The sequence below is a fragment of the Streptomyces sp. NPDC052721 genome (assembly GCF_040678315.1).
Classification (GTDB): Bacteria; Actinomycetota; Actinomycetes; order Streptomycetales; family Streptomycetaceae; genus Streptomyces.
Genome location: NZ_JBFATL010000009.1, coordinates 119,764 through 144,349, shown reverse-complemented (window position 1 = coordinate 144,349; position 24,586 = coordinate 119,764). Strand labels below are relative to the sequence as shown.

The 24,586-nt window shown below is 72.8% G+C and carries 18 protein-coding genes; 9 read left to right on the top strand and 9 right to left on the bottom strand.

What is annotated here, in order from left to right; all coding sequences use genetic code 11:
• Positions 1-557 precede the first annotated feature (557 nt).
• The 4 genes from meaB to AB0L21_RS11900 all read right to left on the bottom strand — a co-directional run bounded on the left by meaB (position 558) and on the right by AB0L21_RS11900 (position 7,627).
• The gene (meaB, locus tag AB0L21_RS11915; RefSeq protein WP_365783629.1) at positions 558-1,562 is read right to left on the bottom strand and encodes a methylmalonyl Co-A mutase-associated GTPase MeaB; all 1,005 of its coding nucleotides are present in this window, start codon (positions 1,560-1,562) and stop codon (positions 558-560) included.
• A 7-nt stretch (positions 1,563-1,569) separates the two neighbouring features.
• A complete protein-coding gene (gene scpA / locus AB0L21_RS11910) occupies positions 1,570-3,744 on the bottom strand; it encodes a methylmalonyl-CoA mutase (protein WP_365783627.1) in 2,175 nt (724 codons plus the stop codon).
• Complete coding sequence (locus tag AB0L21_RS11905; protein ID WP_365783625.1) at positions 3,744-5,558, bottom strand: methylmalonyl-CoA mutase family protein; 1,815 nt, start codon at positions 5,556-5,558, stop codon at positions 3,744-3,746. Before AB0L21_RS11905 ends, scpA begins: the two co-directional genes overlap by 1 nt.
• A gap of 347 nt (positions 5,559-5,905) precedes the next feature.
• A complete protein-coding gene (locus tag AB0L21_RS11900) occupies positions 5,906-7,627 on the bottom strand; it encodes a hypothetical protein (RefSeq protein ID WP_365783705.1) in 1,722 nt (573 codons plus the stop codon).
• A 275-nt stretch (positions 7,628-7,902) separates the two neighbouring features.
• Here AB0L21_RS11900 and AB0L21_RS11895 point away from each other — a divergent pair, with 275 nt between their 5' ends.
• The gene (locus tag AB0L21_RS11895) at positions 7,903-8,292 is read left to right on the top strand and encodes a cell division protein SepF (protein ID WP_132783268.1); all 390 of its coding nucleotides are present in this window, start codon (positions 7,903-7,905) and stop codon (positions 8,290-8,292) included.
• A 157-nt stretch (positions 8,293-8,449) separates the two neighbouring features.
• Here the strand turns inward: AB0L21_RS11895 and AB0L21_RS11890 are convergent, their stop codons facing one another.
• The 3 genes from AB0L21_RS11890 to AB0L21_RS11880 are packed head-to-tail and all read right to left on the bottom strand — an operon-like array spanning position 8,450 to position 12,961.
• Positions 8,450-10,474 (bottom strand): Hsp70 family protein, encoded by a 2,025-nt coding sequence (locus AB0L21_RS11890; protein ID WP_365783623.1) that lies wholly within the window; start codon positions 10,472-10,474, stop codon positions 8,450-8,452.
• Entirely contained in the window at positions 10,471-11,241 is a 771-nt protein-coding gene (locus tag AB0L21_RS11885) for a hypothetical protein (protein WP_365783622.1), read from the bottom strand. Before AB0L21_RS11885 ends, AB0L21_RS11890 begins: the two co-directional genes overlap by 4 nt.
• A 49-nt stretch (positions 11,242-11,290) precedes the next feature.
• Positions 11,291-12,961, bottom strand: coding sequence for a hypothetical protein (locus AB0L21_RS11880; protein ID WP_365783620.1), 1,671 nt, complete (start codon positions 12,959-12,961; stop codon positions 11,291-11,293).
• A 162-nt stretch (positions 12,962-13,123) separates the two neighbouring features.
• Between AB0L21_RS11880 and AB0L21_RS11875 the strand changes: the two genes are divergently transcribed.
• The 5 genes from AB0L21_RS11875 to AB0L21_RS11855 all read left to right on the top strand — a co-directional run bounded on the left by AB0L21_RS11875 (position 13,124) and on the right by AB0L21_RS11855 (position 17,612).
• Positions 13,124-14,320, top strand: a complete 1,197-nt coding sequence (locus AB0L21_RS11875; protein ID WP_365701182.1) for an ATP-binding protein — start codon at positions 13,124-13,126, stop codon at positions 14,318-14,320.
• Positions 14,317-14,676 carry a nucleotide pyrophosphohydrolase gene (locus AB0L21_RS11870; protein ID WP_365701184.1) on the top strand — a complete coding sequence of 120 codons (360 nt, stop codon included), beginning with the start codon at positions 14,317-14,319 and terminating at the stop codon, positions 14,674-14,676. The genes AB0L21_RS11875 and AB0L21_RS11870 overlap by 4 nt, the downstream gene beginning before the upstream one ends.
• A 167-nt stretch (positions 14,677-14,843) precedes the next feature.
• Entirely contained in the window at positions 14,844-15,329 is a 486-nt protein-coding gene (locus AB0L21_RS11865) for a DUF6099 family protein (protein WP_365701186.1), read from the top strand.
• 279 nt (positions 15,330-15,608) lie between these two features.
• Positions 15,609-16,532 carry an LLM class F420-dependent oxidoreductase gene (locus tag AB0L21_RS11860; RefSeq protein WP_365701188.1) on the top strand — a complete coding sequence of 308 codons (924 nt, stop codon included), beginning with the start codon at positions 15,609-15,611 and terminating at the stop codon, positions 16,530-16,532.
• A 552-nt stretch (positions 16,533-17,084) separates the two neighbouring features.
• Positions 17,085-17,612 carry a hypothetical protein gene (locus AB0L21_RS11855; RefSeq protein WP_365783618.1) on the top strand — a complete coding sequence of 176 codons (528 nt, stop codon included), beginning with the start codon at positions 17,085-17,087 and terminating at the stop codon, positions 17,610-17,612.
• Here AB0L21_RS11855 and AB0L21_RS11850 read toward each other — a convergent pair.
• Together AB0L21_RS11850 and AB0L21_RS11845 are read right to left on the bottom strand one after the other, a co-directional pair.
• Positions 17,572-18,207, bottom strand: a complete 636-nt coding sequence (locus AB0L21_RS11850) for a hypothetical protein (protein WP_365701193.1) — start codon at positions 18,205-18,207, stop codon at positions 17,572-17,574. The genes AB0L21_RS11855 and AB0L21_RS11850 overlap by 41 nt on opposite strands.
• Positions 18,208-18,351: 144 nt before the next feature.
• A complete protein-coding gene (locus AB0L21_RS11845) occupies positions 18,352-19,308 on the bottom strand; it encodes a serine hydrolase (protein ID WP_365783616.1) in 957 nt (318 codons plus the stop codon).
• Between the two features lie 113 nt (positions 19,309-19,421).
• On the opposite strand from AB0L21_RS11845, the gene AB0L21_RS11840 reads away from it, so the two are divergent.
• From AB0L21_RS11840 to AB0L21_RS11830, 3 genes are all read left to right on the top strand, one after another.
• A complete protein-coding gene (locus AB0L21_RS11840; RefSeq protein ID WP_365783614.1) occupies positions 19,422-20,411 on the top strand; it encodes a hypothetical protein in 990 nt (329 codons plus the stop codon).
• A gap of 85 nt (positions 20,412-20,496) precedes the next feature.
• Entirely contained in the window at positions 20,497-21,963 is a 1,467-nt protein-coding gene (locus AB0L21_RS11835; protein WP_365783612.1) for a 3' terminal RNA ribose 2'-O-methyltransferase Hen1, read from the top strand.
• Complete coding sequence (locus AB0L21_RS11830; protein WP_365783610.1) at positions 21,960-24,503, top strand: polynucleotide kinase-phosphatase; 2,544 nt, start codon at positions 21,960-21,962, stop codon at positions 24,501-24,503. Before AB0L21_RS11835 ends, AB0L21_RS11830 begins: the two co-directional genes overlap by 4 nt.
• Positions 24,504-24,586 lie beyond the last annotated feature (83 nt).

The following is a 24,586-nucleotide window of genomic DNA, read 5'->3' as shown; positions in this document are numbered from 1 at the left end:
TCCCCGCACCCAAGGACCTTTCCCGGGCTCCCGGAATTGATCCTTCACACGTCCGGCGCCGGGGACGCGACTGCTGACTTCCCTGGCGCCGGACTTAAAGATCATTATTGGTCGCCTCGTGTCCGAACAGCTGAAGCACGGTCAATCTAGACCATCGGGGCCGATCTGAAGAGAGGATGTGTGGAATTTGTGCTCAAGCTTTTGAGACGTGGTGAACCGCCCGGTGACCGCCTGCGGGCGCCTTTGCGCCACCGCGCGCTCCAGCGGATCGCCCGGCCCCCGGCGCGGCCTGTACGCGATGTGATCGTGCGCGTAAAGGGCCTCTGACCTGCGGTCGGCATAAATTGCCGGAGAAGGGCGGCGTGATCGAATCCGCATGCTGCGGTATGGCCGGTCTTCACCGGTTACCGGCAGCCCCTCATAGAATTCGGGAACTGACGTTCCTGTGTTCGCGCGCTTGTTCGCGTTGCAGTGCCCGGGAAACCGAAGACCGGCCGACGGGCCGGGACGGCCGGTGGCCCGCCGCACCGATGGGGCGCGGCGGGACCGGGCGTCGCTCAGCCTTCGGCCTCAGGTGCCGTACGGCCCTCGAAAGCCGCCAGGATGCGTTCCGCCGCCAGTGTGGCCGTCAACCGGCCGTCCCTGACCCGCTGTTCCAGATCCGGCGCGGTCGCGCGGACGGCAGGGTCGGCGTGCAGGCGGCCGAGGAGTTCGTCGCGGACCATCGCCCAGGTCCAGCCGACCTGCTGGTCCCGGCGCTTGGCGGCCAGCCGGCCGGTGGAGTCGAGCAGGGAGCGGTGCTGCTCCAGACGCTCCCAGACCGTGTCGAGGCCGGTCGACTCGCGGGCGCTGCAGTGCAGCACCGGCGGGGTCCAGAAGGCGTCCTTGCCGTGCATCAGGCGCAGCGCGCCCGCCAACTCCCGTGCCGCCGCCCGCGCGTCGCGCTCGTGCGGGCCGTCCGCCTTGTTGACGGCGATCACGTCGGCCAGCTCCAGGACGCCCTTCTTGATGCCCTGCAACTGGTCGCCGGTGCGGGCCAGCGTCAGCAGCAGGAAGGAGTCCACCATGTCGGCGACCGTCGTCTCGGACTGGCCGACACCGACGGTCTCGACCAGGATCACGTCGTAGCCCGCCGCCTCCATCACCACCATCGACTCCCGGGTGGCCTTCGCGACCCCGCCCAGCGTGCCGGCGCTGGGGGAGGGGCGGACGAAGGCGGCCGGGTCGACCGCCAGGCGTTCCATCCTGGTCTTGTCGCCCAGGATGGAGCCGCCCGTGCGGGTGGAGGACGGGTCGACGGCGAGGACCGCCACCCGGTGGCCCAGCGAGGTCAGCATCGTGCCGAACGCGTCGATGAACGTGGACTTGCCGACACCCGGCACCCCGCTGATGCCGATGCGCCGCGCCCGGCCGCTGTGCGGCAGCAGCTCGGTGAGCAACCGCTGTGCCAGCGCCCGGTGCTGCGGCCGGGTGGACTCGACGAGCGTGATGGCGCGGGCCACCAGGGCCCGCTTCCCGTCGAGCACACCCTTCACATAGGTGTCCAGATCGATCGCGGCCATCGCGGCCCTACAGCTCGTGGCCGAGATCGGCCGACAGGCGCTTCACCAGGTCGTGGGCGGCGTCCGGGATCACCGTCCCCGGCAGGAACACCTCCGCCGCGCCCATCTCCCGCAGGGTCGGCACGTCCTGCGGCGGGATCACCCCGCCGACCACGATCATGATGTCCTCGCGGCCCTCCTCGGCGAGCTTCTCGCGCAGCGCCGGGACGAGCGTGAGGTGACCGGCGGCCAGCGAGGAGACCCCGACCACGTGCACGTCCGCCTCGACCGCCTGCCGGGCGACCTCCTCCGGCGTCTGGAACAGCGGGCCGACGTCGACGTCGAAGCCGAGGTCGGCGAAGGCGGTCGCGATCACCTTCTGGCCGCGGTCGTGGCCGTCCTGGCCCATCTTGGCGACCAGGATGCGCGGCCGGCGCCCCTCGGCCTCCTCGAACGCGTCCACCAGGGCCCGGGTGCGGTCCACGGACGGGGACCGGCCTGCTTCGTTGCGGTACACGCCGGAGATCGTACGGATCTGGCTCGCGTGCCGCCCGTACACCTTCTCCAGGGCGTCGGAGATCTCACCGACCGTCGCCTTGGCGCGGGCCGCGCGCACGGCCAGCTCCAGCAGGTTCTCCTTGCCGTCGGCCGCCCGGGTGAGCGCGTCCAGGGCGTCCTGGCAGGCCTGCTCGTCCCGTTCCTCCCGCAGCCGGCGCAGCTTCTCGATCTGCTGGGCGCGCACCGAGGAGTTGTCGACCTTGAGGACCTCGATCTGCTCGTCGCTGTCGACGCGGTACTTGTTGACGCCGATCACCGGCTGACGCCCGGAGTCGATGCGGGCCTGGGTGCGGGCCGCCGCCTCCTCCACACGCAGCTTGGGGATGCCGGCGTCGATGGCCTGCGCCATGCCGCCCGCCTGCTCGACCTCCTGGATGTGCGCCCACGCCTTGCGGGCGAGGTCGTACGTCAGCCGCTCCACGTAGGCGCTGCCGCCCCACGGGTCGATGACCCGGGTGGTGCCCGACTCCTGCTGGATGAGCAGCTGGGTGTTACGGGCGATCCGCGCCGAGAAGTCGGTCGGCAGCGCCAGCGCCTCGTCGAGGGCGTTGGTGTGCAGCGACTGGGTGTGGCCCTGGGTCGCCGCCATGGCCTCCACGCACGTGCGCGTGACGTTGTTGAAGACGTCCTGCGCGGTCAGCGACCAGCCCGAGGTCTGCGAATGGGTGCGCAGGGAGAGGGACTTGGTGTTCTTCGGGTCGAACTGCTTCACCAGCTTCGCCCACAGCAGGCGGGCCGCGCGCAGCTTGGCGACCTCCATGAAGAAGTTCATGCCGATCGCCCAGAAGAAGGAGAGGCGAGGGGCGAACGCGTCCACGTCCAGGCCCGCCTCCCGCCCGGCCCGGATGTACTCCACGCCGTCCGCGAGCGTGTACGCCAGCTCCAGGTCGGCCGTCGCGCCCGCCTCCTGGATGTGGTAGCCGGAGATGGAGATGGAGTTGTAGCGGGGCATCCGCTGCGAGGTGTACGCGAAGATGTCGGAGATGATCCGCATCGACGGCTTCGGCGGATAGATGTAGGTGTTGCGGACCATGAACTCCTTCAGAATGTCGTTCTGAATGGTCCCGGCCAGCTTCTCGGGCGGTACGCCCTGTTCCTCCGCCGCCACGATGTACAGCGCCAGCACCGGCAGCACGGCGCCGTTCATCGTCATCGACACGGTCATCCTGTCCAGAGGGATGCCGTCGAACAGCTGCCGCATGTCGTAGATCGAGTCGATGGCCACGCCCGCCATGCCGACGTCACCGGTCACGCGCGGGTGGTCGCTGTCGTAGCCCCGGTGCGTGGGCAGGTCGAAGGCGACCGACAGGCCCTTCTGGCCGGCCGCCAGATTGCGCCGGTAGAAGGCGTTGGACTCCTCGGCGGTGGAGAAGCCCGCGTACTGGCGGATCGTCCAGGGCTGGTTGACGTACATCGTGGGGTACGGGCCGCGCAGATACGGCGCGATGCCCGGGTAGGTGCCCAGGAAGTCCAGGCCCTCCAGGTCACGGCCGGTGTACAGCGGCTTGACCCCGATGCCCTCCGGGGTCTCCCACAGCGGTTCCGTGCCCCCGGTGGCCCGCTTCAGGGCCGTGCGCCACTCACCTTCGGTGGCGTCGGCGGCCGGGGTCCCCAGTTCGATGCCGGAGAAGTCGGGGATTCCCATCAGGACACTCCCATGCGGTCGAGGGTCGCGGACAGGACGTCCACGGCGTCACAGCCCGCGAAGACGTACGAGTCGATGCCGGCGTAGTCGCCGCGGCCCGCCAGGAAGACATGCCGGGCACCGGCCGCGCGCAGCGCCTGCGCGGTCTCCTCGGCCTGTTCGGCGTAGAGCGCGTCGCTGGAGCACAGCACCGCCTCGGTCGCGCCGCTGTCCTCGAAGCGGCCCTCGGTGACCGGTTCGATGCCGCCGGCCTGGAAGAGGTTCGCGGCGAAGGTCGCGCGGGCGGTGTACGCGGCGGCGGAGCCGATCGTGGCGAGGAAGATCCGCGGCCGGGTGCCGGTCGCCGCCAGATGGGCGTCGGAGCGGGCGCGCAGCTCCTCGAACGCCTCGTCGCGGCGCACGCGCGGCAGCCCGCCGGACGGCGGCTCGGGCGCGGGCGCGCGCTCCACCGGCTTCTCGGCCAGCAGCGGGAACTCGCTGACCCCGGTGATGGGTTCGCGCCGCCTGGCGAGCCGCTTGGAGCGCTCCGCCCAGGTCGTCGCCAGGTCGGTGCGCAGCCGGCCGGAGCGCAGGACGGCCGCCTGACCGCCGTCGCGCTCGATCGACCGGAAGAACTGCCAGGCGGCTCCGGCGAGTTCGTCCGTCAGCCGCTCGACGTACCAGGAGCCGCCCGCCGGGTCGATGACCCGGGCCAGGTGGGACTCCTCGATCAGGATGGAGGAGGTGTTGCGGGCGATCCGGCGCGCGAACGCGTCCGGGAGGCCGAGCGCGTGGTCGAACGGCAGCACCGTCACGGAGTCCGCGCCGCCCACCCCCGCGGCGAGCGTCGCGACCGTCGTGCGGAGCATGTTCACCCAGGGGTCGCGGCGGCTCATCATCACCGGCGACGTCACCACGTGCTGCACCTGCGCGCCCGCGGCCGGCGCCCCGCACACCTCGGCGACCCGTGCCCACAGCCGGCGGGCCGCGCGCAGCTTGGCGATGGTCAGGAACTGGTCGGCGGTGGCCGCGTAGCGGAACTCCAGCTGGGCGGCGGCCTGTTCGACACCGAGCCCGGCCTCGGTCAGCTCCCGCAGGTAGGCCACGCCGGTGGCCAGCGAGGCACCCAGCTCCTGCGCGGCCGAGCCGCCCGCCTCGTGGTAGGGCAGCGCGTCCACGGTCAGCGCGCGCAGGCCCGGGTACCGCTCGGCGCAGCGGACGGCCAGGGCGGCGAAGGGGGCGAAGTCCAGTGCGGTGCCGGTGCGGGCCTCGTACCCGAGCGGGTCGCCGCCCAGGGTGCCGCGGGCGGCCTTCGGGTCGATGCCCTTGTCGTCGTACAGCCGCAGCAGCGCCTCCGCGGCGGCTCCGGTGTCGCGGCCCGCGTCCAGGGCGACCGGTGCCAGGTCGAGGTAGACGCCGTCGAGGGCGCGGCCCAGCTCGGAGACCGGGATGCCGCCCTCGCCCAGCACCAGCCACAGGGAGGTGCCGCCGTTCTCCAGGTCGGCGAGCACGGCGTCCGCCGTGCCGTCGGCGAGTGCCGTGTGCCGCTGCCGTACGTCCCAGCCGCTCGTACTGGTGCCCTCCGGGCGGCTGCCCCGCACGAAGGGGGCGAAGCCCGGCAGGCCGGGGTCGGGCGCGCTGTCGCGCGCGGTGTACAGGGGCCGGGTGCGCAGCCCGTCCTCCAGCGTCGTGGACAGGGCGTCCTCAGCTGCCGCGCCGGTCAGTTCCTTGCCCGACTTGCGCAGGACGCCCTCGACCAGGCGTTGCCACTGCTCATGTGTCGCGTCAGGGAACTCGGCGGCCAGGGAGAGCCCGTCGTCAGGCAGGACCGTCATGGCTCGGATGCTAGGGCAGGGTGTCGCGGCCCAGGCGGAGCACGGGCTGTGAGTTTTCTCTTCTTGCGGTGGTGACCTGTGTCTCTCCGGTCCCGGCGGCTCAGTGGGTCTCGGTCTCCAGGTCCGGTACGAGGGCGCACATGGCCGCTCGCTGCTCGTCGGGGGAGACGTCGAGGACACGGTCCGGGTCACCGGACAGCTGACCGTCCGGGGGGCATCAGCCGGCCCCTGTCCCTCACCGCCCGCCTGACCGGCGTGAACGCCGGGGCCGGTCCGGCATGGGCTGGGACCAGCTCGGCATGATGCGCGGCCTGACCACGGGGTCACGGTCACGGCGACGCTCCGCTTCACCCGCGCGGCGGCCTGGGGCCCAGCTGAGCCCGGCGCACGTCCCGGGTGGACAGCGTCTGCGGGTTCGCCGTGAAGGCGCGCAGCCGGAGCCGGGTGCCGGATTTCGCCGGCACCTGGAAACCGCCGGACGGCGCCCAGAGTTCGACGGTCGCAGTGCCGTGCGCGGGAATCGTCGCCGGGCCGCGCATCAGCGGCCAGTACCGGCTCATGCCCTGGCCGGCGCTGAGCATGTAGTGCGGGGTGAGCGCGGTGCCGCCCGTGTTGGTGACCCGCAGGGTCAGCCGGGACAGGGTCTGCGCCGAGGTGTGCCGGGCCGCCGTGACGTCCATCCGCAGCGGCGGGGTCCCCGTCGCCGCCAGGGCCGCGCTCACCAGCGCGGGCGTGATCAGCGCCACGACGGCCAGGGCCGGCGCGGCCCGGCGGCGCGGACCGGTGAACGGGCGGGGCCGCGGCTGCCAGGCGTGGGCGAACTCCGGCAGGGGCGCGGTGACCGCCGCCGCCAGCCACAGCGGGGTCATCATCAGGTAGTAGCCGTCCTGGGACCGGGTCGCCAGGTAGAAGGCGCACCAGGGCAGTACGGTCGCGGCCGGCCCGAGCCGCCGGACGAACAGCACGAACACCGCCGGCAGGGCGACGGCGAGCAGCACGCTCGCCCGGCCGTACCAGTCGAGCCGGTCGCTGCCGTGGGTGAAGTACAGCGAGACGTCCACCAGCCCCTGGCCGTGCGGCACCGCGCCCTGGGTCAGCGGCAGGGCGATGCCCCGCAGCCACGGGCCGGGCTCGCTCACGACGAAGTACGCGTTGATCAGCAGCCAGGTGAGCACCGCGGTCCCCGCGATCCGCAGCACCACCCGCGCCGCCCGCCGGCCGCCCAGTTCGCCGCGTCGCACGGCGTAGATCCCGGCCAGCAGGAACGGTGTGACGAACCACGGCAGTTGCTGGGCGGCGCACGCGGCGCCGAGACACGCGGCCCGCGCGATCCCGGCCGCGCCCAGACGGCCGCGCGCGCCGAGCCGGGGCCAGCGCACCACCACCGGCAGCAGCAGGACCAGGCCGGTGATCGCCGGGTAGCCCTGGCGGGCGTACATCGGCAGGAAGCCGAAGCCGAGGCAGACCATCGTCGCCGCCGAACGCCAGGGCACCGGGAGCAGCCGCCACAGCACCACCGTGCCCACGACCAGCGCGACCGTCGCCGCCGCCGTGGCCGGGGCGCCGCCGTGGCCCAGCCACAGCAGGGGCGCGGTGAGCAGCGGGGCCAGTGGCGGATAGCCGTAGGTGAAGTCGTATCCGCCGTCCATGGTGGGCGTCAGCGCGACGCCCTTGGCGTGGAAAAGCCAGGGCCAGGGCTGCTCGTACACCGGGTGCCCGGCGACGAGTTCCCGCGCGGCCTGGGAGGTGAGGACCGCCTCGTCGCCGCCGCCGTGGTTGAGCGCCCAGGCGCACAGGACGAGGGTGGCGGCGGTCGCCAGGACCACCAGGTCCAGGCGGGCCAGCGAGCGCGTCCGGCGGACGGTGAGGGCGAGCACGCCGGTCACCAGGACCGAGGCGTAGCAGACGGAGATGACCCCCGCGAGGACCAGCTGGTGCCTGACCGCCTGGGTCCACACCGAGCGCGTGCCGATGAACAGGCTCACGTCGGCGAGGAGCGTCAGCACGCGGTGCCACTGCGCGGGTCCGTCCGGCGCCGCCGCGCGGGCCCCCGGATCGGCGGACACCACCGACGATGTCCGCCGGCCGGCTGTCACCTGCTGTGTCTCTGCCACATGCACGGCACGGGACGCTAGCGGGGAGGAGTGAGCTGGGGACGGAGGCCGGTGAAGAGTCGGGTATGAGCCCGGTAAGAACCGGACTAATCCGCACATCTGACGCAGGGTGTGACGCGGGAGATACGGCCGGTCCGGTCGCGCACCGTGTCGTTGTTGGGCCGAACGGGTGACTTGGCGTAAGAATTGACTGTGCAGGGATTGAGTGCGAGTCAGATCAGGGGGAGCCGGTGAGCCGTTACGACGTCACCGATGAACAGTGGGAAGGGCTCGCCCAGGTCGTGCCGCTGCGGGGCCGGGACGCCTGGCCGTCCGCGGTGGACCACCGCTCGCTGCCCGACGCCGAGACCGAGACCCGGCGCCGGTTCGTGGTCCTGCGTGTCAACGTCTTCGCGGACGCCCGGGAAGTCGCCGAGACCCTGATGGCCGGAGCGCCGGTGCTGCTCGACCTGTCCGGTGCGGAGGGTGACGTCGCCAAGCGCGTCCTCGACTTCAGCACGGGCGTCGTCTTCGGCCTGGGCAGCGGCATGCACCGCGTCGACCGGAACGTCTTCCTCCTCACCCCGCCCGGGACGGAGGTCAGCGGACTGATGGAGGGCGCGGCCATCTCCGGCGGCTGAGCGGCCGCCACCGGCCACTCGCGCCTCACGGTGCCCGACCCGGGCCCCGGCCGCGCCGCCGGGGGCCCGGCGTGCGCGGCGCGGGCCACGGTGGTGCGCGGCGCGGCCTCGGATCCGGCGCCCGGCGGCGCGGCCGGGGCTGTCGGACAGCGCGCTCTCAGTGCCGTACGGCTCCCGCCGCCGGGTTCGGGGTGCGGGCGGGGAACACCCACACGCCGTGCGACTGCGTCGCTCCGATGACGCGTCCCTTGCTCAGCAGCCAGGGGTTGTCCTTCTGGAACGGGGCGAAGTTGTCGTTGGAGACGATGATGCCGCCCACTTCCTCGGCGATGCTGATGACCAACGCGTCACCCCGGCCCTCCGTGCCGGCCGGCGGCTGGACGACCTGGTGCTCCGCGACCGCCTGCTCGACCAGCGGCCTTTCCTCCGCGCTGACCTGGTGCCGCAGGGAGGCGTCCACGACCACGTGGATGTCGCGCTGCGGATGCTTGAACCGCAGCGCGGTCACCGCCGCCTGGAGCGCCGCGAAGCTCGGCCGGCCGCCCTGCGCCCGCGGCGGCCTGCCGTTCCAGGCGAGGTTGGAGCCGTCCACGACCAGGGGCTCGGTGGACTCACCGGACTGCCGCGGCCTGCCCGCCGGGGCCTGCGGATGCGTGGGCCTCGGCACCGGCCGCGAAGCCGGGGACAGGGCCAGCAGCCGTTCGAGCTCCTTCGTCACCTCCGGCTCCACCGCGCCGTCGCCGAACACCTTGACCTCACCGTTGAGCACGACCTCACCGGTCCGCTGCAGGGTCGCCTTGACCGACAGCAGCCCCTCCTTGCTGTAGGTGAACTCCAGGTCGAAGACGCCCTCGCTCCGGTCGCGGCAGGGCTCCGGATACGTCAGCTGAAGCTCGGTCAGCTTGACGTTGTCCGGGTGCTCCACCGGCCGGTCCGGCGCCCCTTCCCAGACCTCGACCGTCAGCTTGGTGACGTTGTCCTTGTTGGGCTCGTACGACTTCACCCGCTGCTGCGGCAGCCGCAGATTGCGCGGGATCAGCGTGCTGAACCGCCTGTTGCCGTCGCTCCCGGTCGTGACCGTGCCGAGCGCGTGCGTGTTGACCACCCGGATGATGCTGTCCAGTTCCCCGGCCATGGCGGCGGCGCAGATCGCCGCGCCCTCGGCCACCGCCGTCATCGGGTCGAACGCCTCGACGGACACCGGATCCCGGTCGAGCGCCTCGGCGACCGCGGCGCGTACCGCCGGAATCTGGCTGCTGCCGCCGATCATCAGTACGGCGGTCAGGTTTTCCGGATCGAGCTGTGCCTGGGCGAGGCACTCCTCGACGGGCTCCAGCGCCCGGGTGATCAGGTCCTGGATCTCGTACGAGAACTCGTCCTGGCCGATCTCCACCGACGCGCCGTCCGGGGTCAGCACGCTGACCGACTCCTGCTGGGACAGCAGGATCTTGCTGCGTTCGATGTCGAGCCGGAACTGCCGCTTCTCCGACTCCGTCCAGGCCCGCTGCGCGGGGGACCGCTCCAGGACCATGCGGCGCAGCCGTTCGTCGATCTCCAGACCGCCGAGCCGGTTGACACCACGGCTGGCCTTCTCGTCGAAGAAGCCGTCGTCGTGCAGCAGGAGGGTGGCGTCCATCGTGCCGCCGCCCCAGTCGAAGACCAGGAACTCGCCCTCCTCCTCCAGGTAGTGGGCGTAGGCGATGGCCGCGGCGGTCGGCTCGTTCAGCAGGGCGCGCACCCTGATGCCCGCGGCACGGGCCGCCTCCCGGGTACGGAACCGGGCCGCGCCGGTGGCGTTGGCCGGTACGGTGATGACCGCCTCGTCGATGTCCGTGGCCGCCTCGTCCTGTGCGGCGAGGACCATCGACCGGAACACCGCGGCCGCTGCGGTGGTGGCGGCGAACCGTTCGCCCCCGATGGTGACGAGCGGTTCTTCGCGCAGCATCCGCTTGCACGCCTCCACGGCGCGCTCGGAGCGCAGCTTGGCCTCCCAGCCGAACAGGGTGCCGGTGCGCAGCGAACTGGTGCCGACCACGGACGGGTACAGGCGCTCGAAGCCCGGACGGCGCCAGGTGGCGTCCAGCCCATGGCCGCCGATCTCCAGCACCTCGGCGAACTCGCCACCGGTCCACTGCGCGGCCACCGAGTTCGTGGTGCCGAAGTCGATACCGGTGGCCGTCATGCGTCTTCTCCCGTGGTGTGCTGTGCGGCGTCCGGCGCGATCCGCCGGAGCTGACCGGCCAGGATGACCTTGCCCGTCAGATCGTCGACGTAGGCGGGGCGGAGCAGTTCGAAGGCATCGCCCGTACCCTCCGTGACGACGAACGCTTCCGCCTGGTCCGGTGTGTCCAGCCGCCGGATCCCGAGGGCCTTCAGATGGTCCGCCATCGAGGCGCGGACGGCCGGACCGCCGTGGTCCGGCTGTGTCCACAGCAGGGCGTCCATCTCGGCCACGCGGCCGGTGAAGGCCGCGCGGGTCCGGAACTCGTCCAGAACGGCCTTGCGCACGGCCGCGGTGAGCGCGCCCGGCGCAGGCGCGTCGCCCGCCGCGGCCTTCGCGAGAGCGGCGGGGACGCGCTCGACGATGCCCTTGATCAGCGTGGGCGCGTCGACCGGAACCCGGGTGGGCGCCGACGCCGGGGCCTCGATGGGTGCGGGCGGTTCGGTGGGCTCGACGGGCGCCTCGGTGGAGTCGGGTCGTTTCGCGGCCGGTGCAGGCCGGGCGGTGGCCGTGCGGCCGGCCTGGCGTATGCGCAGACCAGTGGGCTTGGGGCCCTTGGCGCGCGCCTCCGCCCCGGGCTGCACACCGCCGCACGCCGGGCAGATACGCCCGGGGCGGTCGGCCTTGTCGACCCTCTTCCTGGCGGCGGCCTTCCTCGGCGCGGCCTTCTGGTCGGCTGACCGGCCCCGCGAGCCGGTGGATCGAGAGGGGTTCTTGCTGGGGGACATTGCGGACGATTACCTCGCAGAGAGGGTGTGGAGAACGGCCGGGCGGTGATCAGGCCCGTCGGTCGTGGCGGTCGAGACGTGGTGGCGTGCTGCGCAGGTCGTCGAGGAGTTCCACGGCGGCGCGCGCCCGGATCCGCTCCAGTTCCGCGCCGCTCACCGCGGGCGTGCGCCGTGGCAGCGCCGCCACCGGCGGTACGAGCGTGGCGGGAACCGAGTCCGGCATCAGATACCGGTCGGGCTCCAGGGGGATCCGGAAGAAGACCGACAGACCGGCGTCGGTGCCCTGCGCGGCGCGGATGCGTTCCTCCGCGTCGTTGATCCGGGCCTGCTCGGTGTGGTCGCCCTCAGCCTCGCGGAACAGCTCCCGGCAGTGCTTCTCCCAACGGGACGAGCCGTGGTCCAGACCGAGTTCGATGAAGGGGTTGGTGACCCGGTCGCGCCTGTTCTTCGGCGTGGCCCTCCAGCCGCGCACCAGAGCCAGATTGGCCACCGCCTGCTCACCCAGTCTGGCGGCGGCCTCCGCGAGCGCCTCGGCCTGCGCGAGGTCGCCCTCCACCGCGGCGGCGTACGCCCTGATGGTGAGCGCCTCCTGACGCAGTCCGGTGCCGGCCTTCCTGCCGGTGCCGCCCTTCTCGAACCGGGCCGCCTGCTGCCCGGCCTCCTCCAGCCGGCCCGCCTTCAACAAGTCGTACGCGCGGTTCAGCGCCACCAGCGCGTGGAACGGGCTCAGTTGGGGACTGACGCTCTGCTGCGGCTGCCACAGGCTGGCCATCAGCAGCCACAGCCCCGTGTCGGCGACCGTCTCGCGCGGCCATTCCCCGTTGATCGCCCCGGACCTGAGGTCCCGGAGCTGGATCTGCTGGGTGCGGGGCAGCAGAGCGTCCAGCTCGTCGATCCGCGTGATGTCCCCGTCGGCGACGACGTCGTACAGCAGGTCCCACAGATCGGCGGGGTCGAGCCGCTCCAGCCGCGCACCGCTCAGGAACGCCTCGCGCCGCAGGTAGTCGGTCCACTCCAGGGCGGCCGCGTCCTGCGGAGCGACCTTGTCCGGCACGAGGCGTGCGCGCAGGTAGAGCGCCTCGTCCGGGTCCCGGTCCGCCCACGGCCTGTCCTCGGGCAGCAGACCGCCGTGGTCCACCAGGTCGTCCAGGACGGGCAGCGGCGCCCAGGGCAGGATGTCGGGCAGATGGCGCGTGGGCACGGGGACGGCGCCGCGGGTGGCGGCAGCGGCGAAGAGGGAGAAGGCCGGACCGCCGGAGACGGCGCGGGCCCGGCCGCTGACGAGCAGCAGGCTCGGCGCGCTGGAGCAGATCACCCGGCAACGCTCCGCTCCCGCGTCGGTCAGCCAGGGAATGTCCGCTTCCCACAGGGCCCGTATGTGCCCCAGCACCTCTTCCGGAGCCGCGTGTTCCAGCGCCCTGCGCACCGCCGGGAGGAGCGCCTCGCGGTCCGGCGCGCCGGCGGTCGCGGCGCGCAGCACGGCGCGCGGTTCGGCGGGCAGACCCGGTGCGGCCGAGAGTGCGTCCAGAATACCGTGCACGGCGGTGACGGCATCCCCGGTCACGCCCAGCCAGGCCCATTTCCGGCGCAGGAAGCCGCTGACCGCCGTGCGGTCGCGGGATTCGCGCCGCTCACGGTCGCGGGCCAGCCGGTCCTTCTCCGCGGCGATCGCCGCACGCCTGCGCGCGGCGGGATCGCCCCCCTCGAACTCCTCGTACACCCCGGCAGAGTAACGGTGAGCACCGACAACGACCACAAGACCGTCATCTTCTGCAAAATTCCTGGTCTGCGCGGGATGTCGGCTGCCGTCAGGTCCCCCGATCGTAGGAACGTCCCAGCAGTGAAACGGTTCGGCGTACGGGTGGAGGCCTACGGTCCGCATATGGCCGTGCCCTCCGTGTCCGCTGAGCCGCCGGCGGCCGACGCGTCAGCCGCCACCGTCCCCGCGCAGTCCCCTCCGTCCCCCGACATCCGCTCCCGGATCACCGAACTGCGGCTGTCGGCCTTCGCCGGGCACCGGCGGGCCGGATTCCCGCTCGGGCCGGTCACCGTGTTCGCGGGGCCCAGCGGGGCGGGCAAGACCACCGCGCTCGCCGCGTACGAGGCGCTGGCACGGCTCGGCGGCGGCGCCCCCCTCGGGGAGGCGTTCCCCGACCCGGTCGCCTGCGTGCCGGAGCGGGCCCGCCCCGACGCCGAGGGGCGGCGGGGATTCCGGATCGGCTGTACGGCCGACGGCGCCGAGGGCCCGGTCCGGCTCGACCTCGCCGTCCAGGCCGAACCGTACCCGCGGATCGTGGGGGAGCGGCTGACCGCGCGCGGAGTCGTCCTGCTGGAGACGGCCCTGCGCGACCCCGGACGCCGGACCGTCCAGGCCGCCTGGCACACCGCCGGCTCCGCCGCGGTCACCCGCGCCCCGCTCCCCGACGACCGCCTGGGCACCGCCCTGCTGCCGCTGCGCGTGGCCGGCAAGACGGACGGCCAGCGCCATGTGCTCGCCGCGGCCGAACAGATGGTCGTCGCCCTGCGCTCCGTCTTCCCCTGCGATCCGCGCCCCGAGCACATGCGCGCCCCCGTCCCCACCGGCTCGGGCCGGCTGCTGCGCGGCTGCGACAACCTCGCCGACGTGCTGTGGCGTACGCGCGCGGAGTGCGGCCGGCGGCACGGCCTGCTGGTCGAGGCGCTGCACGCGGGATGCGCCGGGCGGGTGACCGACCTGGTCGCCGAGCCGCTGGCCGACGGCACGGTACGGGCGCTGCTCGACCGCGGCGACGGCTTCCGCACCGAACTCGCCCGGCTCGGCGACGGCGAACTGCGCTATCTCGCGCTGACGCTGGTGCTGCTGACCGGACCGGGCGTGCTCGACGTGGACACCCCGGGCGAGGTGCCCGACGCACTGCGGACCCTCACCGTCCTCGCCGACGGCTTCGACCGTGGCCTGGATCCGTGCCAGCGCCGGGAGGTGCTGCGGACGGCCGCGCGGATGGGCGAACGGGGGCACATCCGCTGTGTGGCCGCGGTGAGCGACGCCTCGTGGGCCACCAGGACCCCCGGTGTCACGGTGGTACACCTGAACCCGTGACCGAACACCCCGATCCCGGCCTGGCCCGACTCCAGCGCAGACTGGCCGAGTTCGCCGCCGCGCGGAACTGGCAGCCCTACCACACGCCCAAGAACCTCGCCGCCGCCCTCTCGGTGGAGGCCTCCGAACTGGTCGAGATCTTCCAGTGGCTGACGCCCGAGGAGTCCGCCCGGGTGATGGACGACCCCGGCACGGCTCACCGCGTCACGGACGAGGTCGCCGACGTCCTGGCCTATCTGCTCCAGCTCTGCGAGGTCCTCGGCATCGACCCGCTCGCCGCGCTGGCCGCGAAGATCGACCGCAACGAGCGCCGCTTCCCGCTTCCAGGTAGCGGGGACCAAGAATCGGACGATTGAACTCCGTTATTACTCTGTGGAGTCAAAATGCCGGGCGAATCCGAATTGTTGTCCACAGATTTCGGTCTTCCTCTGGCTTTTCGCCCCACGGCCCCTCACGCTGGGTAGTGAACAAGGGAGTTCGGGCAGCCGTGCGAGGTGGCGCGGCGGAGGGACGGGGGCACCATATGGATGCGGTACGGCTCATTCTCACGAGCAGGCGAGCCCTGGCGGGTGGCGCCGACGCGGCGGAGATGATGGCGGAGGTCTGGCAGGCGCAGGCCCTGGCGCAGGCGATCGGGAGCCGCCTCGCGGTCTCCGGCCCGCCGGAGCTGCGCGGGGAGGCACTGGGACTGACGGAGCTGGCGGGCCGGGGCTGCGGAGTCCTGGACCCGCCCGAACTCGACCCCGGCGACCTGCGCGCCGCCCAGCTCACCGAGCTGGACGACGCCCGGGAGACCCTGCTCTGCCTCGGCGGCCTGCTCGGCGAGGTCGGCATAGCCCTGGTCGGCATGGCCAGCGCCGCGGCCGACGAGACGACGTACTGGCAGTGCATGGAGGCGATCGACGCGGCCGACGAGTCCCGCGACCGCGTCCTGGACATGCTGCGCAAGCTGGCGGCCCGGGAGGACGTACTGCCCGAGGACATCCAGGACAGCCCGTCGGGCGTGTGAGCGGGGCTCCAACGCGGGGTGGCGCGGCAGGTGGGCGGCACGTCCGGCGGGTGCGGGTGCGGGCCTCAGTTCGGCTCGGCCCGGTTTTGGGCGACGGCCGTGCGCGGGCGGCGGGTGCGGGGGACGGCGGGATGAGCGCGAGGGAAGCCACCGTCCGGCGCGGGCTACCGACGGTCCGGCTCCGACGACCCGACGAGAACGAATTTCACCCGACCGGGGACGGCCGTGCCGGACGGTACCGGCGCGGTTGACGCGGGCGGCGCCGTGCAGGATGGGTGTATGGACCTTCGAATCTTCACCGAGCCCCAGCAGGGGGCTACCTACGACACCCTGCTCACCGTGGCCAAGGCCACCGAGGACCTGGGCTTCGACGCCTTCTTCCGTTCCGACCACTACCTCCGCATGGGCAGCGTGGACGGCCTGCCCGGCCCGACGGACGCCTGGATCACCCTGGCCGGCCTCGCCCGCGAGACCAAGCGCATCCGCCTCGGCACGCTGATGACCGCCGGCACCTTCCGCCTCCCCGGTGTGCTCGCCATCCAGGTCGCCCAGGTCGACCAGATGTCCGGCGGCCGGGTGGAACTCGGCCTCGGCGCGGGCTGGTTCGAGGAGGAGCACAAGGCGTACGGCATCCCCTTCCCGAAGGAGAAGTTCGCGCGGCTGGAGGAGCAGCTCGCGATCGTCACCGGGCTGTGGGCGACCGAGGTCGGCAAGACCTTCGACTTCCACGGCACGTACTACAACCTCACCGACTCCCCGGCGCTGCCCAAGCCCGCCCAGAAGAAGGTCCCGGTGCTCATCGGCGGCCATGGCGCGACCCGGACCCCGCGGCTCGCCGCCCGGTACGCCGACGAGTTCAACATCCCGTTCGCGTCGATCGAGGACAGCGAGCGGCAGTTCGGCCGCGTGCGGGCCGCCGCGGTGGAGGCGGGCCGCGACGCGGACGACCTGACGTACTCCAACGCGCTCGTCGTCTGCGTCGGCAAGGACGACCAGGAGGTGGCCCGGCGTGCCGCCGCGATCGGCCGTGAGGTGGACGAGCTGAAGGCCAACGGGCTGGCCGGTTCCCCGGCCGAGGTCGTCGACAAGATCGGCCGGTACGCGGAGATCGGTTCCCAGCGGATCTACCTCCAGGTGCTGGACCTCGGCGATCTGGACCACCTGGAGCTGATCTCCAGCCAGGTCCAGGCCCAGCTGCCGTAGCCACCCGGTGACCCGCCCCCGTCCCGGGGCCCAGCCCCACGAGCCCCGGGACGTCGCCCTGGGGCCCACTCCAACGGCCCCGGCCTCTCACGCCTGAGACCCGGCCGAGGGGTCCCGGCCCACGGGTCCCGGCCGAGGGGTCCCGGCCCACGGGTCCCGGCCCATGGGCCCCGGGCATCGGTCCACCCGCCCGGGGCCCAGCCCGCGAGCCGCCGTCCCGGGCATCCCGCGAGCCCACCGGTCCCGGGGCCCCGCCCCGGTGCCGAGGCCCCGCCCCCTGCCCGCCGCGCCCCTCTGTCAGGGCCGCCCGCGTGTGCCAGGGCCCCGCCGTCTGCCAGGGCCGCGCCCCCCGCCAGGGCCGCGCCCGGTGCGAGGGCCCCACCCCCTGCCCGCCGCGCCCCTCTGCCAGGGCCCCGCCCCGTACCAGGGCCCCGCCCCCTTCCAGGTCCCGCCTCAAAGCCCCGCCCCCTCTCCCCGCCCTGTGACGAGGCTGTGGCCGGAACTGTGGCTTCCGTCACGGTCCGGACGGTGCGGCCCTGCTGGGATCACCCGATGGACGACGACTCCGCGCTCGGCATTCTCTTCGGCTTCCTGCTCTTCCCGGCCGTTGTCGCGGTCCCCGCCTGGGTGATCGCCGTCCTCGTCAAGGTCCTGTCCGTGGCGATGCCCGGCAGGCGCCCGGACTGGCGGTTCGACCTGGTGCGCTGGTCGGCGTGGATGGCGGGCTGGGCCGCGGTCGTCCTCTATTTCCTGGGCGCGGGATCGGTCGCGCTCTCCGTGCACGAGTCCTCCTCCGGCGCGGACTCCACACCGGCCCACGAGTGCCGCGACGACTTCCCGCCCGGTGTGCTCGTCGGCCAGGAGGCCTCCTGGGTGCCGCTCCGCTTCGACTGTGTCCTGGCCGACGGCAGCACCCGTCCGAGCAGCCCCGGCTACTTCTGGGTCAACACGGGCGTCGCCGGCCTCGGCCTCGCCGCCGTGACCCTCGGGATCCTCGCCGGAGCGATCTGCGAGCGCCGGCCGGAGCCGGGTGGGCCGGTCACAGATCCCGGGTCAGGAGACGCTCGCCGTCCCGCGTGAGGAGGAGCAGGTTCCAGGCGACGCCCGTGTCTCCGTCGTCGCCGTCCCACCACTCGGCGAACACGTCGGCGAGGTCCGCCGCGCGGTCGCCGGGGCCGTGGGCGCTGGTGAGTTCGACGTCGTAGTCGTGGTCGCCGAGGTGGACCAGGACGACCTGGGTCGCCTTCGCCGCGGAGTCCTGCGCACCGTGCCGCGCGGCCCAGGAGCGGAAGTCGGCCAGCAGACGCGGGTCCGTCTCCCGGCGGGTCAGGGGACGGGCCGGGGGCCGGCGGGGTGCGCCGGAGACGCCCTGCCGGCAGCCGAGGACCCAGGCACCGCGGTCCCGCTCCACGACCTCCCGCGGCCGGGCCGTGAGCGAGCGGCGCACACAGCCGCCCCAGACCACTTCGCGGATCGCCATCCCCTTGCCGCCGGACGCGTAGATCCCTTTCCCGGTGCGCCAGCCGGCGTCGTAGGCCGCGACCTGGGCCGGTACCGTCGAGCGCGCGGAGGGCGGTGGCTGCCGCGCGCCGGTGTCGCAGGACACCGTGAGCAGCGCGAGCAGTCCCAGTGCGGCCGGCGTCCACGCCCCCCGCTTGGCCCTCCGGTCGGTCATGAGCACGTGAGTTCCCCCTCAAGGACCCTGCGTCGTCTGTCCGCTCGGTGAGAGGGCTCTCGTGCCGGAAGGGTTGCCCGCGCGGCCCCGGCGGACCGGCCCGACGCGGGTGCCGGGGGGACCCGCGGATCCCCCCGGGCCGGCTCAGCCGCGCTGGGTGAAGCCGTAGTCCAGGATCTTCGTCGCGTCCTTGAAACGCTGGTCCGCCGACGTGTCCGCGAGAATCGTGCCCACGACCGTCTTCGAACCACGGGTGGCCGCGAACACCAGGCAGAACTTCGCCTCCGGGCCGGATCCGGTCTTCACGCCGAACGCGCCCCGGTAGGAGGTGAGGAGCTTGTTCGAGTTGTTCCACGGCTTCATGGCGTGTGTTCCGCCGCCGGGCCGGTACGACTGCATGTCGTCGTAGACCTTCGTGCCGACGACCTTCTTGAAGGTCTTGTTCTTCAGCGCGGCCCCGGCCAGCTTGGCCAGGTCACGCGGCGAGGAGTAGTTCTTCCCGTTGGACACCCCGTCGAAGGAGTCGAAGTGGGTGTTCTTCAGGCCGAGTTCGCGTGCCTTGGCGTTCATCTTGCCGATGAACGACTTGGTCCGCTGAGCCGTCGTCGAGCCCGTGCCGTAGGTGTCCGCGAGCGCGTAGGCCGCGTCGCAGCCCGACGGGAGCAGCAGGCCGTACAGCAGGTCGCGGACCTTCATCGAGTCGCCGAGGATCAGGTTCGCGCTGGAGTACCGCTGAACATGCGTCACCGGGTCGATGACGTAGTCCGTGTACTCCCTCTTGATCTTCACCTTCTTGTCGAGGTTCACGTTCCGCTGCGACAGCACCACGAGCGCCGTCATGATCTTCGTCGTGGAGCCGGTCCGCAGCCGTCCGTCCGGCGCCTTGCCGAAGAGCTGCTTGCCCGTCGCCGGGTTCATGGCGTACGCGCCCTGGGCCGGCACCTGCGGTGCCGCGGCGGCGGAGCGCGGGGCGCTGGCCGCGGCCGGCGCCGTGGCCGCCTGGGCGGGAGCGGTCGCGAGGACGCCCGCCCCGAGGACGGCACCGGCCGCCATGGCGACGGCGGCTCTTCCGCGTACCCGGGTTCCCTGGCCGTTGGTCATGGTTCCCCCTTCTGTCAGTGGTCAGTTGACGGGGGCTCACTCCATCAGACGCGGGGCCGGGCGGCCGTAACGGAGATCACATGGGCGTTCTGTGAACACCATGTGCCGGAACTATGGCTTCCATCACAGCGCACATGATCCCTGCCTGGTCGTATGACCGGGTGCGTAAAATCCTCCCCCTTGCTCTCACCGGCCTGCTCGCCGTGTCGGCGTGCCAGTTCGCCGGCGACGACGACCCCGGCGACGAGGCCCGCCGCCTCAACACCATGAAGTCGTTCCCGCTGAACGCCTACATGCCGGACGCGACGTCCCGCGACGGCAAGGCCGTCGGCACGGCGCAGTGGATCCTCGCCAAGCGCTGCATGGTCCGGCTCGGGTTCACCGGTTTCAAGACGCTCGACCTCAGGACCGTCGAGTCGACCTACCCGGTGCGGCAGGGCACCCTCACGAGCGGCAGCGAGGTCGGGGACGACAGCCCGTACGGCGTGGACGACCCCGGCCTGGCGGCCGAGCACGGCTACCACAACGCGAGGCGGGACGAGTCCGACGCCCAGCCCATGGAGTGGCCCGCCGACCAGTACGCGGCCCTCACCGGCACCTTCGAGTCCGGCGACAGCCACCGGGCGCACGGCCACCTCATTCCCGAGAAGGGGTGCATGGGGGAGGCGGTCCGGAAGATCTACGGTCCCGAGCCCAAGCCGACGAAGATCGGCGGCGTGCGGCTCAGCGGCTACTACTCGCTCCCCGCGCAGTACTGGTACCAGGCGCACAAGCAGGCGCGGAAGGACCCCGCCTGGAAGAAGGCCGAGCGCGAGTGGTCGGACTGCATGAAGGACAAGGGCTTCCGCTACTCCGACCCGGACCAGGCGTCGGCCGACTCCGACTGGTTCCGCGGTGACGAGCCGACGGAGAAGGAGAAGAAGACCGCCGCCGCGGACGCCCGGTGCAAGCTCGACACCGGCTTCATCCAGGCCGTGCACGCCGTCGAGAGCCGCGCGCAGAAGGCCGCCATCAGCAAGAACAAGAAGGCGCTGGACGCACGACGCGCCGATGACCAGCGGGCCATGGCGAAGGCCCGGACGATCGTCGACGACGAGTCCTGAGCGGCGCGGTCGGTCCGCGCGGCGGACCACCGCCGCACGGGAAAACCTGTGGTCGGCGGGGGTCCGGCCAGGGAGACTCGACAGCATGTTCGTGACGATCTCCACCACCGGTACGCCCGGGAACCCGGCCACCGACCTGGGGTACCTGCTGCACAAGCACCCCGACAAGGCGCAGGCGTTCTCCACGTCGTACGGCACGGCGCACGTCTTCTACCCCGAGGCGGACGCCGAGCGCTGCACGGCCGCCCTGCTGCTGGAGACCGACACGCTCGCCCTGGTCCGCCGGGGCAGGGGCAAGGGCCGCGGCGGCGCCCCCGACGCGGCCCTCGCGCAGTACGTCAACGACCGGCCCTACGCCGCCTCCTCGCTCCTCGCGGTCGCGCTGAGCAACGTCTTCTCCAGTGCCCTGCGCGGGGTGTGCGCCGCCCGCCCCGAGCGGGCGGCGGCCCCGCTGCCGCTGCGCATCGAGGTCCCGGCGCTGCCCGCCCGCGGCGGAGCCGAGCTGGTACGACGGCTGTTCGCACCGCTCGGCTGGACAGTCACCGCCGACCCCGTCCCGCTCGACACCGCCTTCCCGGAATGGGGCGACTCGCGGTACGTCCGGCTGGTGCTGGAGTCGGAGCGGCTGACCCTCGCCGAGGCGCTGCGCCACCTGTACGTCCTGCTGCCGGTGCTGGACGACGCCAAGCACTACTGGGTCTCCGCCGACGAGGTCGACAAGCTGCTGCGGGCCGGTGAGGGCTGGCTGGCCGGGCATCCGGAGCAGCACCTGATCACCAGCCGGTATCTGTCCCGGCGCTGGTCGCTGACCCGGCAGGCCCGCGAGCGCCTGGAACTGGTGCGGCTGGCCGAGGCCGACGACAGCGAGGTCGAGGACATCGACAACGCGGTCGCGGAGGAGACCGAGGCGGAGGAGAAGCCGACCCCGCTCGCCGAGCGGCGCCGGGCGGCGATCCTCACCGCGCTGCACGCGTCCGGGGCCGCGCGCGTGCTCGACCTCGGCTGCGGCCAGGGCCAGTTGGTGCAGGCGCTGCTCAAGGACACCCGGTTCACCGAGATCGTCGGCGTCGACGTGTCCGTGCGGGCCCTGACCATCGCGGCGCGGCGGCTCAGGCTCGACCGGATGGGGGAGCGGCAGGCGGCCCGCGTCAGGCTCGTCCAGGGCTCCCTCGCCTACACCGACAACCGGCTCAAGGGGTACGACGCCGCCGTGCTCAGCGAGGTGATCGAACACCTCGACCTGCCCCGGCTGCCCGCCCTGGAGTACGCCGTGTTCGGGCACGCGCGCCCGCGCACGGTCGTCGTGACCACCCCGAACGTCGAGTACAACGTCCGCTGGGAGAGCCTGCCCGCCGGACACGTCCGGCACGGCGACCACCGCTTCGAGTGGACCCGCGAGGAGTTCCGCTCCTGGGCGGCGACCGTGGCCGGACGCCACGGCTACGACGTCGAGTTCGTTCCCGTCGGCCCGGACGACCCCGAGGTCGGGCCGCCCACCCAGATGGCCGTGTTCCACCGCACCGGCACCGAGAAGGAGGCGAAGGCCGCATGAGCGAGACCCGTAAACCGGGACGGGAACTGCCCGTCACCGACCTGTCCCTCGTCGTTCTCGTCGGCGCCTCCGGCTCCGGCAAGTCCACCTTCGCCCGCCGGCACTTCAAGCCCACCGAGGTGATCTCCTCCGACTTCTGCCGCGGTCTGGTCTGCGACGACGAGAACGACCAGAGCGCGACCCCGGACGCCTTCGACGTCCTGCACTACATCGCCGGCAAGCGGCTGGCCGCCGGCCGCCGCACCGTCGTCGATGCCACCAGCGTGCAGCAGGACGCCCGGCGCCGGCTGATCGACCTGGCCAAGCGGTACGACGTACTGCCCATAGCCATCGTGCTGGACGTGCCGGAGGAGGTGTGCGCCGAGCGCAACGCGGCCCGCACCGACCGCGCCGACATGCCCCGCCGGGTGATCCAGCGGCACGTCCGCGAACTGCGCCGCTCGCTGCGCCACCTGGAGCGTGAGGGCTTCCGCAAGGTGCACGTCCTGCGCGGTCCGGAGGAGGTGGAGAACGCCACCGTCGTCACCGAGAGGCGCTACAACGACCTGACCCACCTCACCGGCCCGTTCGACATCATCGGCGACGTCCACGGCTGCTCCGCCGAACTGGAGGCGCTTCTGGCCAAGTTGGGCTACGTGGACGGAGCGCACCCGCAGGGCCGTACCGCCGTGTTCGTCGGTGACCTGGTGGACCGCGGTCCGGACAGCCCCGGGGTGCTGCGCCGGGTGATGTCCATGGTGAAGGCGGGCGACGCCCTGTGCGTCCCCGGCAACCACGAGAACAAGTACGGCCGCCACCTCAAGGGCCGCAGGGTCCAGCACACCCACGGGCTCGCCGAGACCATCGCGCAGATGGAGGGCGAGAGCGAGGAGTTCCGGCGCGAGGTACGGGAGTTCATCGAGGGCCTGGTCAGCCACTACGTCCTGGACGGCGGCCGGCTCGTGGTCTGCCACGCCGGCCTGCCCGAGAAGTACCACGGCCGCACCTCCGGCCGGGTCCGCTCGCACGCCCTGTACGGGGACACCACCGGCGAGACCGACGAGTTCGGGCTGCCGGTGCGCTACCCGTGGGCGGAGGACTACCGGGGCCGGGCCGCGGTGGTCTACGGCCACACACCCGTGCCCGAGGCCACCTGGCTCAACAACACCATCTGCCTGGACACCGGTGCCGTCTTCGGCGGCAAGCTGACCGCGCTGCGCTGGCCGGAGCGGGAGCTGGTCGACGTACCGGCCGAGCGGGTCTGGTACGAGCCGGCGAGGCCGCTGCGCGCCGAGGCGCCCGGCGGGCAGGACGGCCGGCCGCTGGACCTGGCGGACGTGCACGGCCGCCGGGCCGTGGAGACCCGGCACGCGGGCAGGGTGGCCGTCCGGGAGGAGAACGCGGCGGCGGCCCTTGAGGTCATGAGCCGCTTCGCGACCGACCCGCGCCTGCTGCCGTACCTGCCGCCGACCATGGCACCCACGGCCACCTCCGGGATCGAGGGCTACCTGGAGCACCCGGCGGAGGCCTTCGCGCAGTACGCGCGGGACGGGGTCGCGCGGGTCGTGTGCGAGGAGAAGCACATGGGGTCGCGGGCCGTGGCCCTGGTGTGCCGGGACGCGGAGACGGCCCGCGAGCGCTTCGGTGTGGACGGGCCCACCGGGTCCTTGTACACCCGTACCGGGCGGCCGTTCTTCGACGACCAGCAGATGACCGAGGAGATCCTCGGCCGGCTGCGCTCGGCGATCGGGGACGCCGGTCTGTGGGACGAACTCGGCACCGGCTGGCTGCTGTTGGACGCCGAGCTGATGCCGTGGTCGCTGAAGGCCACGGGGCTGCTGCGCGGCCAGTACGCGGCCGTCGGCGCCGCGTCCGGCGCGGTGTTCCCGGACGTGCTCGCCGCCCTGGAGGCCGCGGCGGCGCGCGCCGCCGACGTGGGCGGCCTGCTCGCCCGGCAGCGCGAACGCGCCGCCGACGCACGCGCGTTCACCGCCGCCTACCGCCGCTACTGCTGGACCACCGAGGGCCTGGACGGGGTCCGGCTGGCCCCCTTCCAGCTCCTGGCCGTCCAGGGCCGCAGCCTCGCCGCGCTGCCGCACGACGAGCAACTCGCCCTGATCGACCGGCTGGTGGAGCACGACGGCACCGGACTGCTGCGGACCACCCGGCGGCTGTACGTCGACACCGCCGACCCCGGGTCGGTGCGCGCGGGCGTCGACTGGTGGCTGGAGATGACCGGCCGGGGCGGCGAGGGCATGGTCGTCAAGCCGGTCGGCGCCCTGGTCCGCACCCCCGAGGGACGGCTGGTGCAGCCCGGCGTCAAGTGCCGGGGACGGGAGTACCTGCGGATCATCTACGGTCCCGAGTACACCCGGCCGGACAACCTGGCCCGGCTGCGGCAGCGGTTCCTGAACCACAAGCGGTCCCTCGCCCTGCGCGAGTACGCCCTCGGCCTGGAGGCCCTGGACCGGCTCGCGGACGGCGAACCGCTGTGGCGGGTGCACGAGGCGGTGTTCGGGGTGCTGGCGCTGGAGTCGGAGCCGGTGGACCCGCGGCTGTGAGTACGACCGTCACACAACGCCCTTGTGCCGCACACACATCTGTCCATATGGTGAACAGCTGTGCGGCGCAAGGGCGTTCGCAT

Bases quoted from the DNA above. Each gene is read 5' to 3' on its own strand.
- scpA (WP_365783627.1), bottom strand. From the start codon at position 3,744: ATGGGAATCCCCGACTTCTCCGGCATCGAACTGGGGACCCCGGCCGCC.
- AB0L21_RS11860 (WP_365701188.1), top strand. From the start codon at position 15,609: ATGGACCTTCGAATCTTCACCGAGCCCCAGCAGGGGGCTACCTACGAC.
- AB0L21_RS11885 (WP_365783622.1), bottom strand. From the start codon at position 11,241: ATGTCCCCCAGCAAGAACCCCTCTCGATCCACCGGCTCGCGGGGCCGG.
- AB0L21_RS11890 (WP_365783623.1), bottom strand. From the start codon at position 10,474: ATGACGGCCACCGGTATCGACTTCGGCACCACGAACTCGGTGGCCGCG.
- AB0L21_RS11840 (WP_365783614.1), top strand. From the start codon at position 19,422: ATGGCTTCCATCACAGCGCACATGATCCCTGCCTGGTCGTATGACCGG.
- AB0L21_RS11850 (WP_365701193.1), bottom strand. From the start codon at position 18,207: ATGACCGACCGGAGGGCCAAGCGGGGGGCGTGGACGCCGGCCGCACTG.
- AB0L21_RS11845 (WP_365783616.1), bottom strand. From the start codon at position 19,308: ATGACCAACGGCCAGGGAACCCGGGTACGCGGAAGAGCCGCCGTCGCC.
- AB0L21_RS11855 (WP_365783618.1), top strand. From the start codon at position 17,085: ATGGACGACGACTCCGCGCTCGGCATTCTCTTCGGCTTCCTGCTCTTC.
- AB0L21_RS11875 (WP_365701182.1), top strand. From the start codon at position 13,124: ATGGCCGTGCCCTCCGTGTCCGCTGAGCCGCCGGCGGCCGACGCGTCA.
- AB0L21_RS11830 (WP_365783610.1), top strand. From the start codon at position 21,960: ATGAGCGAGACCCGTAAACCGGGACGGGAACTGCCCGTCACCGACCTG.
- AB0L21_RS11865 (WP_365701186.1), top strand. From the start codon at position 14,844: ATGGATGCGGTACGGCTCATTCTCACGAGCAGGCGAGCCCTGGCGGGT.
- AB0L21_RS11835 (WP_365783612.1), top strand. From the start codon at position 20,497: ATGTTCGTGACGATCTCCACCACCGGTACGCCCGGGAACCCGGCCACC.
- meaB (WP_365783629.1), bottom strand. From the start codon at position 1,562: ATGGCCGCGATCGATCTGGACACCTATGTGAAGGGTGTGCTCGACGGG.
- AB0L21_RS11905 (WP_365783625.1), bottom strand. From the start codon at position 5,558: ATGACGGTCCTGCCTGACGACGGGCTCTCCCTGGCCGCCGAGTTCCCT.